The following is a 13,113-nucleotide window of genomic DNA, read 5'->3' as shown; positions in this document are numbered from 1 at the left end:
CATGCAGTTGCCGATCCTCGATCTGCTGGCCCGCTATGCGCACCTACTGTTCGCACTGGTCTGGGTCGGGCACAACTATGCCAACTTCATCCAGAACCCGCGTTTCGTGCCACTGCAGAACGGCATCGACACCGCTACGCTGAACAGCGATCTGGAAGCGCGGATGAAACGTGAGCATGGCATCTTCCGCTACGCTTCAGCGGTGGTCTGGGCGTCCGGCATGCTCATGCTCTGGCAGCGCGGCTGGCTGGTCGACGCGCTGCTGCTGCAGGGCCCACTGGCGGTGATCGGTCTTGGTGCCTGGATTGGCACGCTGATGCTGCTCAACCTCTGGCTGGTGCTCTGGCCGCATCAGAAGAAGCTACTCGGCTTCGTCCCAGCGACATTGGAGGAGCGTGTGCGCTGCTCGCGGATCACCTTCCTTTCGTCGCGCAGCAACACGATCCTGTCCTTTCCCCTGCTGTTCCTCATGGCGAGTGGTAGTCATGGCCTGCATCTATTCTGAGCGGTCCGGGCACTACAATTTCGCTGCCGGCCCGGCGATGCTGCCTACCGAAGTGCTAGCGCAGATCCGCGAGGAAATGCAGGACTGGCGTGGCAGCGGACTCTCCATACTGGAGCAGCCCTTCACCAGCAGCGCCTTCAAACAGCTGATGGCTGAAACCGAAGCCGACCTGCGCGCACTACTGGAGATTCCGAGCAACTATCGCGTGCTTTTCATGCAAGGCGGCGCATCGGCTCAGCTCGGCCTGTTGCCGCTCAATCTGCTGCGCCCGGGACAAGGCGCGGACTACCTGGAAAGCGGCCACTGGGCTCGCAAGGCAATTGCCGAGGGCCGCCGTCACGCACCAGTGAACGTCATCGCCAGTGGGGCGGATCAGGACTTCACCGCCCTGCCCTCACCAGCGCACTGGCGGCTCGATCCACTCGCTGGCTACTGCCATATCACCAGCAACGAAACCGCCAATGGACTGCAACTGCAGGAGTTTCCCGCGCTCCCGGTGCCCCTGGTTGTGGACATGACGTCGGATTTCCTCACTCGCCCCGTTCCAGTCGAGCGCTTCGGAGTGATCTACGCCAGCACGCAGAAGAACCTGGGTGCAGCCGGGCTGTGCGTCGTCATCGTGCGCGACGATCTTCTGCAAGCACCGCCAGCTGGCCTCCCAGCCGCATTCAGCTATGCGGTCCAAGCCGAGCAACAGAGCCGTTTCAATACACCACCGACCTTCACCCTGTATGTCGCTGCATTGATGCTGCGCTGGATCAAGCAACGAGGCGGCGTAGAGACGATGGCAACGGCTGCTCGACAAAAAAGCGCGCTGCTGTACCGCTACATCGACAACAGCGATCTCTACCACTGCCCGCAGAAAATCCAGGATCGCTCGTCGATCAATGTCTGCTTTCAACTGGCCGACGCAGGGCTGACCGAGATCTTTCTTGACCAGGCCGAGCAACGCGGCCTGACCCATCTGCGCGGGCATGCCGCCTTTGGCGGCGTGCGGGCCAGCCTATACAACGCGATGCCAGTATCGGGTGTGCAACAGCTGGTGGGGTTCATGGCGGACTTCGAGCAACGCCATGGATAAGCCGATGGTTTGGCAAGCGCTGCGCGATCGTATCGCTCTCAATCTCACCAGCGTCGCGTGCCGCCTGAGCGCGGAGCCGCGCCACCCGGTCACGGTAATGGGGCTGGAATTCCCGACGCCGTTGGGTATTGCGGCGGGCTTCGACCGCCACGGTGCACTGGGACGGCGTGTCGCGCCGCTGGGATTCGGCTTCAACGAGATCGGCAGCCTGACAGCGGCTCCGCTCGCCCGGCTGCAGCCAATCCCGCCAGGCGATGCACGCCTAGGCGTGAATCTGACCATGGACGCCAGATGCTCCACCGCCGAGACCTGCGCGTTGCTACGCGGTGCCTGGCGGCATGCCGACTATCTCGTGTTGAACCTGATCGGCCCGTCCAGCGCCCCGCTGCTTCATCAGGGCGCACGGTTGCACAACCTGCTGACCGCGCTTCGTGAAGAACAGCATCAGCTTAATCTGAAAGGTAAGCGTTGGGTTCCGCTGATAGCCAAGCTGCGCTGCCTTCCTGAGCAGATTCCCTTCTCGCTTGCCGGGCTGCTACTTGAGCTTGGATTCGACGGACTGCTCGCTGCCCATGACCCTGGGCCACCGGCGACGCGCGAACGTTATCTGGCCTGGCAAGACCCACAACGACAGGCGCAAGCCTGCGAACAGATCGAGCACCTGCGTCAATTCTGCGGAAATAACATGGCTTTGCTTTCGGTTGGCGGCATCCAGACCGCAAGCCATCTGCAGGCACGCATGCGTGCAGGCGCCGAACTGGTGCAGGTTCACGCGGCATTGCTCCGCCAAGGGCCTTGGCTGGGGCGCAAACTGCTCCGCTGACACTCAACAGCTTCAAACGAAAACGCCCCGAACCAGTCGGGGCGTCCTCTCTGTTTGACAGACGAAACCGAGTGGTTTCGTCTGTCAGTTGGCAGTCAGAATCTTTCGATTTCCGCCTCAGCCTGCAGCTTCTGCCGAAACGCTGCGAAGTCCTGCTGGCCGACGCGAGATGCAAGGAAGCGTCGATAATTCAGCTTCTCTTCATCGGTCAGCGCCGCTTCCGGCTCATTGACGCCGTTCAGGCGTACAACCGCGTAATCGCCGTTGCTCAGCGCCACGCCGGAATAGCTCGGCTTATCCTGCTGTTCCGGACGCGGCATGCGGAATACCGCCTGCAATAGGGCTGGTGCAACGCCTTCCTGGCTGCGCGTGGCAGCCTCTACGGCCTGCCATTGGGCGTCATCAGGCTGCTGCCCTTTACGCAGGTCCGCCAACAACTGTTCGCCCTTGGCGCGTGCCGCTTCGGCAGCCAGGCTGCGCTGAAGCTGCTGAACGATATCCTCACGCACATCCGCAAGCGGGATAGCCGCAGGCTTCAGGTGTTCCTTCACGCGCAGTGTAATGGAGGTATCGGGATCGAGCTCGATGACGCTGCTGTTGGCGCCATCCACGAGTACTTCGTCGCTGAAAGCAGCCTGGATCACCTGACGATTGGCCGTGATGCCTTCGCCACCGTCACGCCCGAAGGCTTCTGTGGTCTGCACCATCAAGCCGAGCTCCTGAGCGGGCTGGGCCAGGTCGGATGCTTCGAATGCCGAATCTTCCAGCTGCTTGCTGCTCTCGACGAAGCGCTGCTCAACCTGCTGCGCCTTGAGCTCGCGTACCAGCTGGGGCTTCAAGCTCTCGAAGGCAGGAACCTCCGGCGACTGAACACCCAGCAGCTTGATGATGTGCCAGCCGAATTCGGATTTGACCGGTGCCGAGACCTCGCCCTCATTCAAGGCATAGAGTGCATCTTCGAATGCCGGGTCATATACGCCCGGTCCGGAGAATCCAAGATCACCACCCTCGTTCGCAGAACCTGGATCCTGAGAGGCTTCCTTGGCGACTGCAGCGAAGTCGTCACCGTTCTTCACCCGGGTAGCAATTTCATCGATCTTGGCTTTGGCTTCGTCGTCGCTCAGCTCACCGCCGGTCTCGATGAGGATATGCGCAGCGCGACGCTGCTCGGCCAGATTGGCGATCTGCTTCTGATAAAGCTCCTGCAGCTCCTCGTCAGACACTTCGACCTGATCGAAGAATGAATCTTTCTTCAACTCGACATACTCGACGATGACCTGCTCAGGTGTACGGAAACGGTCAGCGTTTGCCTCGTAGTATTCCTTGATCTGTTCGTCACCGACCTCAATTGCCTCCTGCTGAGCAGGCAGGGTGAGAGTGGCGAAGTCGCGGGTCTGCATTTCGAGACGCGCGAAGTTATCAACCTGCTGATCGGTAACGAACCCGGTTCCGGAGATGCCGGCCCGCAGCTGTCCGATGAGCATTTCCTGCTCGAGCAGTTGGCGGAACTGGAGACGGGAATAGCCCATCTGCTGGATGACCTGATCGAAACGTGCAGCGCTGAAAGCGCCGTCAACCTGAAATTCGGGGGTTTGCAGAATCAGCTGGTCGAGTGCTTCGCTGGAGAAGGCGAAATTGGCGTTCTTGGCACTCTGCAACAGCAACATGCGATCAATCAGCGAACCGAGCGCGGAATCACGAAGCAGACGATCATCCAGCAACGAAGCATCGAAATCCTGGCCAAGCTGTTGCGCGAGCTGGCGCCGCTGCATGTTCATTGCCTGGTCAAGGTCGTAACGGGAAATCTCCTCGCCGTTGACCTCCGCGGCATTCTGGTTGTTGCTCGCGGCATTGAAGATAGCCTCGAAGCCAGTCAACGCCAGCAGCATTACGATGATGCCGATGATGGTTTTGGCTATCCAGCCTTGCGAATTGTCCCTGATGTTCTGAAGCATGCGACCCCCAGGAGTCTGCGGCGCGATCGGATGCGCAACGCGGGTGGAAACCGGATAAAAGAAAGGCGCATCCAGGGATGCGCCTTCTCGGAGCTTTTGGAGCGGTTGGGCTTATTCCCCAAGCCAGATTGCAGCAGGCCAGGCCTGCTCGACAACCGCCCCGTGCCAGTGCAGCGCGAGCTGACTGGCCGGGTAGAAAGACGCTTAGTTGACAGCGTCTTTCAGAGCCTTGCCAGCTTTGAAGCCCGGGATCTTGGCAGCAGCGATGTTGATCGGCTTGCCAGTCTGCGGGTTGCGACCAGTGCGCGCAGCGCGCTCCTTGACAGCGAAAGTACCGAAACCAACCAGTACCACGGAGTCACCAGCCTTCAGGGCACCGGTGACGGATTCGATCACTGCATCCAGCGCGCGGCCAGCAACAGCTTTTGGGATATCAGCAGATGCAGCGATGGCATCGATCAGTTCCGACTTGTTCACTCTAAGTCCCCTTATTTCTGTTGAGTCGTATCTTTAATTTTCGGGTGTAAGCAAAGCGGTGCTAGATGGCTATGACACAAGAGGCCGATTAAACAAGGGCGCCTGAAGTGTGTCAACGTGGCCTTCCAGACTAATGCGTGCTGATTCGCTCCTTGGAATCAGGCTCGCGCTTGTCGTCCTTTGCAACAATCTCGGGAGCCGCATCGGGCAAGGGCTCCGGCGCGTATTGCAGCGCAATTTGCAGGACCTCGTCAATCCACTTCACCGGTTTAATCTGCAGGTCTTGCTTAATATTTTCAGGAATCTCTTTCAGATCACGCTGATTTTCTTCCGGAATGATCACCGTCTTGATCCCACCCCGATGAGCAGCCAGAAGTTTTTCCTTCAATCCGCCAATTGCAAGCACTTGCCCGCGCAATGTTATTTCGCCGGTCATTGCGACATCTGCGCGCACCGGAATTTGAGTCAGCGCGGAAACCAGTGCAGTGCACATGCCGATACCGGCGCTCGGGCCGTCTTTCGGAGTCGCACCTTCGGGCACGTGGATGTGAATGTCCTGCTTCTCGTGGAAATCAGCCGCCATGCCCAGGCTCGCGGCACGGCTACGAACCACTGTAAGAGCCGCGGTGATCGATTCGCCCATGACCTCGCCCAGCGAGCCGGTCTTGGTCAGGCGCCCCTTTCCGGGCACCACAGCAGCCTCAATGGTCAGCAGTTCGCCACCAACCTGGGTCCACGCCAGACCCGTCACCTGCCCTACTTGGTCCTGCTGCTCAGCAAGGCCATAGCGGAACTTGCGCACGCCCAAGAAGTGCTCCAGCGAGTCCGCATCCACCACAACGTGGAAACGCTTCTCTGCGGCATGCTCCTTCACGACCTTGCGGCATACCTTGGCCAGCTGGCGCTCCAGGCTGCGCACACCCGCCTCGCGGGTGTAGTAGCGGATGATGTCGCGAATCGCCGCCTCCTGAAACTCCAACTCGGTTTTCTTCAGGCCGTTGGCCTCGATCTGCTTGGGCGCCAGGTAACGAATGGCGATGTTGACCTTCTCGTCCTCGGTGTAGCCCGGCAGCCGGATGACCTCCATACGGTCGAGCAGCGGCGCAGGAATATTCATTGAGTTGGCGGTGCAGAGGAACATCACGTCCGAAAGATCGTAGTCGACCTCAAGGTAGTGATCGTTGAAATTGTGGTTCTGTTCGGGGTCGAGCACTTCCAGCAGAGCCGACGCCGGATCACCTCGCATGTCGCTGCCCATCTTGTCGATCTCGTCGAGCAGGAACAGGGGGTTGCGAACCCCTACCTTGGTCATCTTCTGAATCAAACGACCGGGCATAGAGCCGATGTAAGTACGGCGGTGACCTCGAATCTCGGCCTCGTCCCGTACGCCGCCCAGTGCCATGCGTACAAACTTGCGATTGGTCGAGCGTGCAATGGACTCGGCCAGCGAGGTCTTACCCACGCCCGGCGGGCCTACCAAGCACAGCACCGGCCCCTTGAGCTTCTTCACGCGCTTCTGGACGGCAAGATACTCAAGGATACGATCCTTGACCTCTTCTAGGCCGTAATGATCGGCATCCAGTACCTCTTCAGCCTTCGCCAGATCCAGGCGCACCTTGCTGGCAGCCTTCCACGGCACATTTACCAGCCAATCGATATAGGTACGAACCACTGTCGCCTCGGCCGACATCGGAGACATCTGCTTGAGCTTGTTGAGTTCGGCGTTGGCCTTGGTGTAGGCGTCTTTGCTGAGGCCGGCGTTCTCGATGCGCTTCTTCAGCTCGTCGACTTCGTTGTGGCCCTCGTCGATATCGCCGAGCTCCTTCTGAATGGCCTTCATCTGCTCATTCAAGTAGTACTCGCGCTGGCTGCGCTCCATCTGCTTCTTCACGCGACCGCGAATGCGCTTTTCGACCTGCAGCAGATCGATCTCGGCATCAAGCAGCGCAAGTACGTGTTCGACGCGCGCCGGGAGGTCGGTGATTTCGAGAATCTGCTGCTTCTGTTCGATCTTCAGCGCCATATGCGCAGCCATGGTATCGACCAGACGCGCGGGCTCATCGATGCTGCTCAGCGAGGAAAGAACCTCGGCGGGAACCTTCTTGCCCAGCTGCACGTACTGTTCGAACTGGCTGAGCAGGCTGCGCGTGAATACTTCGGATTCGCGCGCGTCGACCTCAGCTTCTTCGATCAAGGAAACTTCGGCGCGGCAGTGGTGATCCACCTCGACGAAGCGCTCGATCACACCACGTTGCTCGCCCTCGACCAGTACCTTGACGGTTCCGTCTGGCAGCTTGAGAAGCTGCAGCACGGTCGCCACCGTGCCAACACGGTACAGCGCATCTTCACCTGGATCGTCATCAGCGGGGTTCTTCTGCGCCAGCAAGAGGATCTGCTTATCGCCGGCCATGGCGGATTCGAGTGCTTCGATGGATTTTTCACGGCCAACGAAAAGCGGGATCACCATGTGCGGGTAAACCACCACATCGCGCAGCGGCAAAAGGGGCAATTCGATGGTTGTCTTCATAATTCAGCTCTACGGCGGCCATTCGGCGGTAAACGGATGGGCGATGCCCTTGCAACAAAGATGAGGGCACACACCGTAAAAAACAAGGCGGCGGACCAAATGCAAAGGGGCCCGCAGGCCCCTTTGTTCGATTACGCCTCAGGCGCCGCCTTGGCTGGCGGCTCGGTGTTCTCGTAAATCAGCAACGGCTGAGATGTGCCTTCGATCACGCTTTCATCGATGACAACCTTGCTGACCTCCTTCTGCGAAGGAATCTCGTACATCGTGTCGAGCAACACACCTTCAAGAATCGAACGCAGACCACGTGCGCCGGTCTTGCGCTCAAGAGCGCGCGAAGCGACTGCCTTGAGTGCATCCGGGCGGAACTCCAGATCCACGCCTTCGAGTTCGAAGAGCTTGGCGTACTGCTTGGTCAACGCATTCTTCGGCTCGGTCAGAATCTGGATCAGCGCAGCCTCATCGAGTTCATCGAGCGTCGCGATCACCGGCAGACGGCCAACGAACTCAGGAATCAGGCCGAACTTAACCAGATCATCAGGCTCCACGGCACGCAACGCCTCGCCGATCTTCTTGCCCGGGTCCTTACTGCGAACCTCGGCATTGAAGCCGATACCACCCTGAGTTGAACGACCCTGGATGACCTTCTCCAAACCGGCAAACGCACCACCGCAGATGAACAGGATGTTGCGCGTATCCACCTGCAGGAATTCCTGCTGCGGATGCTTGCGACCACCCTGTGGCGGGACGGACGCAACGGTGCCCTCGATCAGCTTCAGCAGTGCCTGCTGCACGCCTTCACCGGATACGTCCCGAGTAATCGACGGGTTATCGGATTTGCGGGATATCTTGTCGATTTCGTCGATGTAGACGATGCCCATCTGGGCCTTCTCAACGTCGTAATCGCACTTCTGCAAAAGCTTCTGGATAATGTTCTCGACATCCTCGCCCACATAGCCCGCCTCGGTGAGGGTAGTGGCGTCGGCGATGGTGAAGGGCACATTGAGCAGGCGTGCCAGCGTTTCGGCCAGCAACGTCTTGCCCGAGCCGGTTGGACCGATCAGCAGAATGTTGCTCTTGCCCAACTCGACTTCTTCTTTCTTGTCGCGTTGGTTCAAGCGCTTGTAGTGGTTGTAAACGGCCACCGCCAGGATCTTCTTGGCGCGCTCCTGACCAATGACGTACTGGTCGAGAATGCCGCTGATCTCCTTCGGCGCAGGCAGTTTGTGCGCGTTGCTCTCGGTCTGCGCTTCCTGCACCTCCTCGCGGATGATGTCGTTGCACAGGTCGACGCACTCGTCGCAGATGAAAACGGAGGGCCCGGCGATCAACTTGCGTACTTCATGCTGGCTTTTGCCGCAAAAAGAGCAATAGAGCAGTTTGCCGGAGTCCTCGCCGTTGCGGGTGTCAGTCATTCGATCGATCCAATCGGGAAGGCTTGAAACACAAGATGAAGGCAATCGTGGGCTTTTTCAAGCCCACGGAGCAGCCACATATCGCAGGCTGCAGGGATCAGACCGCCAGTTGGCGCTGGGTCAGAACCTGGTCGATCAAGCCGTACTTGACGGCGTCTTCACCGCTCATGAAGTTATCGCGGTCGGTATCGCGGGCAATCACTTCCATCGGCTGACCGGTATGGTGAGCCAGTACTTTGTTCAGGCGCTCGCGGATGGTCAGAATCTCACGTGCGTGGATCTCGATATCCGAAGCCTGACCCTGGAAGCCGCCCAGCGGCTGGTGGATCATCATCCGCGAATGCGGCAGGCAGTAACGCTTGCCCGCGGTGCCACCGGTCAACAACAGAGCCCCCATGGAACAGGCCTGGCCGATGCAGATGGTCGACACATCCGGCTTGATGAACTGCATGGTGTCGTAAATCGACATGCCTGCGGTCACCGAGCCGCCCGGGGAGTTGATGTACAGGTGAATGTCTTTCTCGGGGTTTTCGGCCTCGAGGAACAGCATCTGCGCGACGATCAGGTTGGCCATGTAGTCTTCGACCTGGCCGACCATGAAAATCACCCGCTCCTTGAGGAGTCGGGAATAAATGTCATAGGCGCGCTCGCCGCGAGCGGACTGCTCGATCACCATCGGGACCAGACCACCGGCGGCCTGAATGTCCGGAGCTTGCATAAAAGGATTGCGGGACATGTTCCAACGATACTCCCTATGTCATGCCTCAAAAGACATAAGCCAGCACGAGGCTGGCTTATGTTTGTGCACTCGAATATATGAAGAAATCAGGCTGCTTGCGGGGCTTCCGCAGGCTTGACAGCTTCTTCGTAGGAGACCGACTTATCGGTCACTTTAGCCTGCTGCAGGACAGTATCTACAACTTGCTCTTCGAGCACAACCGAGCGAACTTCGTTCAACTGCTCGGCGTTCTTGTAGTACCAGGCGACGACCTGCTCCGGCTCCTGGTAGGCCGAGGCCATTTCCTCGATCAGCTCGCGAACGCGAGCCTCATCAGGCTTGAGCTCCTTCTGCTTGACCACTTCGGCCACGATCAGACCCAGAACAACGCGGCGCTTGGCCTGCTCCTGGAAAAGGTCGGCCGGCAGCTGCTCGGGCTTGATGTTGCCGCCAAACTGCTGAACGGCCTGCACGCGCAGACGGTTCACTTCATTGTCGATCAGCGCCTTGGGCACCTCGATCGGGTTGCCAGCGACCAGCCCTTCCATGACCTGATTCTTCACCTTGGTCTTGATGGCCTGACGCAGCTCGCGCTCCATGTTCTTTTTCACTTCAGCACGGAAGCCTTCGACGCCACCTTCCTGCACGCCGAACTGGGCGAAGAATTCGTCATTCAGCTCGGGCAGTTGCGGAGCGGCGACGGCATTCACGGTGACGGTGAACTCGGCAGTCTTGCCGGCCAGGTCGAGGTTCTGATAGTCCTCGGGGAAGGTCGGGTTGATCACGAGCTCTTCGCCGGCCTTGGCGCCAACGAGCGCGTCTTCGAAACCAGGAATCATGCGACCGGAGCCCAGCACCAGCTGAGTGCCCTTGGCCGAACCGCCAGTGAAGGTCTCACCGTCAATCTTGCCGACGAAATCGATGGTCAGCTGGTCGCCGCTCTCGGCAGCGCGCTCGACGTTCTCGAAACGGGTGTTCTGCTTGCGCAGGATTTCCAGCATGTTGTCGACGTCGGCATCGGCGACTTCGGCCTGCAGGCGCTCGATCTCGATGGCCTCGAAACCGGCCACTTCGAACTCGGGGAACACTTCGAAGGTGGCGACGTATTCCAGATCCTTGCCCTTTTCGAACACTTTCGGCTCGACGGACGGCGCGCCGGCCGGGTTCAGCTTCTCGGCAACGACGGCTTCATAGAATGTCGACTGGATCAGATCGCCCAGCGCTTCCTGACGGGCGGCTTCTTCGTAACGCTGACGGATCACGCTCATCGGCACTTTGCCGGGACGGAAACCAGGGATCTTGGCACGGCTGGCGGTCTGTTGCAGACGCTTGTTGACTTCGGTCTCGATGCGCTCGACCGGCACGCCGATGGTCATGCGGCGCTCAAGAGCGGAGGTGCTTTCAACAGAAACTTGCATGGATTTTCCTCGTTGCACAGACATAAGCCGGGCGTTCCGGCCCCAGAATGGGCAAGCATTCTAGTGGCTCGATTGACATAAGTCACCCTGCCCGTCGCGCCGAGCAAAAGCCGAGCCGCGCCCGGCGAATCACTACTTACGTCAGCCCAGCCGAAAATCGAGGACATATGCTGGCCAACTATCCCTGCACCAGACGCTTCATCCAGTCGAGTAGAACGGTAGGCAGGAGCTCAGGGCGTGGTAACAGTGCATAACGGGTTGCGCCAAATATGCGCGGCAGGTAGGCGCTGGCCTGCCGGTCGATGGTCAGGCAGAACGGCGATATACCTTGCAGCACGGCTTCCAGAACCGCCTGGCGGGTGTCCTCGACTCCGTATCGCCCTTCGTAGTCATCGTTGTCGCTAGGCTTTCCATCGGACAACACCAGCAGCAGTCGACGGGCCGCCGGCTGGCACATGAGATTGGCGCTGGCGTGACGGATCGCCGCGCCGCAGCGGGTGTAATGCTCCGGCTCCAACGACGCTATGCGTAGCGCTACCTCCTGGCCATAAGCCTCCTCGAAGGTTTTGATATCGCGGACCACCACCGCTTCCCTGCCCTGCCCTGAGAATGCCTGAATCGCATAGGGCGCACCCAGGCTCTGCAGCGCGATGCTGACCAGCAACAAGGCTTCGCGCTCGACGTCTATCACGCGTCGCCCCTGGGATATCCAGCTGTCCGTCGATCCGCTGACATCGATGAGCAGCAGGATGGCCAGGTTCCGCTCCGCGCAACGCTGCGTGCGGTACAGACGATCGGTCAGCCCGCTGCCAGCCCGCAGATTCGCAACCGCATCCACATAGGCATCCAGGTCCAGCTCATCGCCATCGACCTGACCGCGCAACCAGGCCCGGTGGGTGCGCAGCAATTCGAAGCGGCGGCGAATCCCCTCGAGCAATCCCTGATGGGACTCGAGCGTTTCCGCTACCCAGACTGGATTACCCGGCGGGGCCGTGCGTACCTGCACGAGGGCGTTCTGCTCGCGGTAATGCTGCCTGCGGTAGTCCCATTCGGGATAGGCGATGCCTCGCTGCAGAACCGAAACGCCGGGCGCAAGCGCGATAGCAGAGGCATCCGGAGGATCATCAGCCAGCAACACCTCTTTGGGTCGCCCTGGTGACGCCACCAAACGCGCCTGAGGAAGATCGCCGAGCATTTCACCGAACAGCTCCGCATCCGCATCGTCCCGATCGATGGGCCGCTGCAAGCCCATCGGGTCCTCAGCGTGGGGATGTGGCTCGTCCAGCTGGATCATCAGCGGTCCGCTTTCCTCCGATTCATCCTCATCGGGGCGCGCCTGGCGAATGTCGGGGCGTCGTTCGAGGCGCACGCTCTGCGGCACTGCCTGAGTGGGGTCGAACTGACTCTGAGCGCCGGCGGAGTGTTGATGGTGCGGCGAAGGTGCCAACAGCATGCCGGTCCACCAATCAGCGAAGAGCGGCTCCTGACCGATGCGTTCTCCAGAGGCAGGTTCCAGCCCCCATTCAGCCAACAATCGCACGGCCAGCTCGCACGACGCTTCAGGCGTAGGTGACTGCGGAACACAATCAGCTTCGCCAACCAGCAATGCACGCACGCGAGCCTCCAGAGGGCGTCGTGCCGCACCGAATGCACTCAGCGGTGGACGACGCGTGAATGCGCAGGCCCGCAATGCCCGCACCGATTCAGCAAACCCTGGCATTTCCTCCAGCATTTCACGCTCGGCCGCTTGGACTTCAAGTAGGTGGTACAACGCCCCGGCAAGTGGCGGGAGGCTGCGCCAGAGGCTCAGTGCACTACCGCGGCGGATGCGCATTGCCTGCTGCAAGGCCATCACTTTGTAGAGATTCGCCGCCAGTGCTCGATCAGGGATATCCAACGAGCGAGGAAGCCAGATGCTTGTGCCATCGGTTGCCGGTACTGCCGCCAATCGCTGCGGCCTGGGCGTGCGGCCGAACCAGTTGCCCAGCAAGGTCGGTCGCGCCGGCGGCTGGGCGATGCGCAGCCGATAGCTGTTGCCGAACACCGCCGACAGCAGCAGTTCCAGACGCTCCGCCACCTCGCTCAGCGATAGACTTGCCGGTGCGTCCGGCGCGGGACTGTAGCGACGCCAGAGGCGCTGGGCGAAGACCGTGGCATGCCGCGCAGCGTCGGTAAGAACCTCCTCGGCTTCGGCCAT

At 60.0% G+C, this 13,113-nt stretch carries 10 protein-coding genes; 3 read left to right on the top strand and 7 right to left on the bottom strand.

The genetic code is table 11. From position 1 onward, the window contains the following. The first annotated feature begins 1 nt into the window (after window position 1). From BM275_RS06285 to BM275_RS06275, 3 genes are read left to right on the top strand one after another with little or no spacing between them, the layout of a single operon-like run. Window positions 2-505 carry a urate hydroxylase PuuD gene (locus BM275_RS06285; RefSeq protein WP_014820278.1) on the top strand — a complete coding sequence of 168 codons (504 nt, stop codon included), beginning with the start codon at window positions 2-4 and terminating at the stop codon, window positions 503-505. Continuing rightward, window positions 486-1,586, top strand: coding sequence for a 3-phosphoserine/phosphohydroxythreonine transaminase (gene serC / locus BM275_RS06280; protein WP_090520061.1), 1,101 nt, complete (start codon window positions 486-488; stop codon window positions 1,584-1,586). Before BM275_RS06285 ends, serC begins: the two co-directional genes overlap by 20 nt. Window positions 1,587-1,590: 4 nt before the next feature. Further along, window positions 1,591-2,409 carry a beta/alpha barrel domain-containing protein gene (locus BM275_RS06275; protein ID WP_090520059.1) on the top strand — a complete coding sequence of 273 codons (819 nt, stop codon included), beginning with the start codon at window positions 1,591-1,593 and terminating at the stop codon, window positions 2,407-2,409. A 95-nt stretch (window positions 2,410-2,504) separates the two neighbouring features. On the opposite strand, the gene BM275_RS06270 is transcribed toward BM275_RS06275, so the two are convergent. The 7 genes from BM275_RS06270 to BM275_RS06240 form a co-directional block, all read right to left on the bottom strand. After that, window positions 2,505-4,364, bottom strand: a complete 1,860-nt coding sequence (locus tag BM275_RS06270) for a SurA N-terminal domain-containing protein (protein ID WP_090520057.1) — start codon at window positions 4,362-4,364, stop codon at window positions 2,505-2,507. A 204-nt stretch (window positions 4,365-4,568) separates the two neighbouring features. Continuing rightward, complete coding sequence (gene hupB / locus BM275_RS06265) at window positions 4,569-4,841, bottom strand: nucleoid-associated protein HU-beta (RefSeq protein ID WP_003282502.1); 273 nt, start codon at window positions 4,839-4,841, stop codon at window positions 4,569-4,571. Window positions 4,842-4,971: 130 nt separating this feature from the next. Beyond that, on the bottom strand, window positions 4,972-7,368 hold the full coding sequence (lon, locus tag BM275_RS06260; protein WP_090520054.1) for an endopeptidase La: 2,397 nt from the start codon (window positions 7,366-7,368) through the stop codon (window positions 4,972-4,974). A 131-nt stretch (window positions 7,369-7,499) separates the two neighbouring features. Beyond that, window positions 7,500-8,780: an ATP-dependent Clp protease ATP-binding subunit ClpX gene (gene clpX / locus BM275_RS06255; protein WP_014820283.1), complete on the bottom strand. Its 1,281-nt coding sequence runs from the start codon at window positions 8,778-8,780 to the stop codon at window positions 7,500-7,502. A gap of 97 nt (window positions 8,781-8,877) precedes the next feature. Then, a complete protein-coding gene (gene clpP / locus BM275_RS06250) occupies window positions 8,878-9,516 on the bottom strand; it encodes an ATP-dependent Clp endopeptidase proteolytic subunit ClpP (protein ID WP_014820284.1) in 639 nt (212 codons plus the stop codon). A gap of 89 nt (window positions 9,517-9,605) precedes the next feature. Continuing rightward, on the bottom strand, window positions 9,606-10,916 hold the full coding sequence (tig, locus tag BM275_RS06245; protein ID WP_090520051.1) for a trigger factor: 1,311 nt from the start codon (window positions 10,914-10,916) through the stop codon (window positions 9,606-9,608). A gap of 178 nt (window positions 10,917-11,094) precedes the next feature. Next, window positions 11,095-13,113 carry a nitric oxide reductase activation protein NorD gene (locus tag BM275_RS06240; protein WP_090520048.1) on the bottom strand — a complete coding sequence of 673 codons (2,019 nt, stop codon included), beginning with the start codon at window positions 13,111-13,113 and terminating at the stop codon, window positions 11,095-11,097.

The sequence above is a fragment of the Stutzerimonas kunmingensis genome (assembly GCF_900114065.1).
Classification (GTDB): domain Bacteria; phylum Pseudomonadota; class Gammaproteobacteria; order Pseudomonadales; family Pseudomonadaceae; genus Stutzerimonas; species Stutzerimonas kunmingensis.
This window is presented reverse-complemented; position numbering and strand designations above follow the sequence as displayed.

What these genes read in the sequence shown, in the direction of transcription:
- clpP (WP_014820284.1), bottom strand. Translation starts at nt 9,516, where the DNA reads ATGTCCCGCAATCCTTTTATGCAAGCTCCGGACATTCAGGCCGCCGGT.
- serC (WP_090520061.1), top strand. Translation starts at nt 486, where the DNA reads ATGGCCTGCATCTATTCTGAGCGGTCCGGGCACTACAATTTCGCTGCC.
- BM275_RS06275 (WP_090520059.1), top strand. Translation starts at nt 1,591, where the DNA reads ATGGTTTGGCAAGCGCTGCGCGATCGTATCGCTCTCAATCTCACCAGC.
- clpX (WP_014820283.1), bottom strand. Translation starts at nt 8,780, where the DNA reads ATGACTGACACCCGCAACGGCGAGGACTCCGGCAAACTGCTCTATTGC.
- BM275_RS06285 (WP_014820278.1), top strand. Translation starts at nt 2, where the DNA reads ATGCAGTTGCCGATCCTCGATCTGCTGGCCCGCTATGCGCACCTACTG.
- tig (WP_090520051.1), bottom strand. Translation starts at nt 10,916, where the DNA reads ATGCAAGTTTCTGTTGAAAGCACCTCCGCTCTTGAGCGCCGCATGACC.
- BM275_RS06270 (WP_090520057.1), bottom strand. Translation starts at nt 4,364, where the DNA reads ATGCTTCAGAACATCAGGGACAATTCGCAAGGCTGGATAGCCAAAACC.
- BM275_RS06240 (WP_090520048.1), bottom strand. Translation starts at nt 13,113, where the DNA reads ATGGCCGAAGCCGAGGAGGTTCTTACCGACGCTGCGCGGCATGCCACG.
- lon (WP_090520054.1), bottom strand. Translation starts at nt 7,368, where the DNA reads ATGAAGACAACCATCGAATTGCCCCTTTTGCCGCTGCGCGATGTGGTG.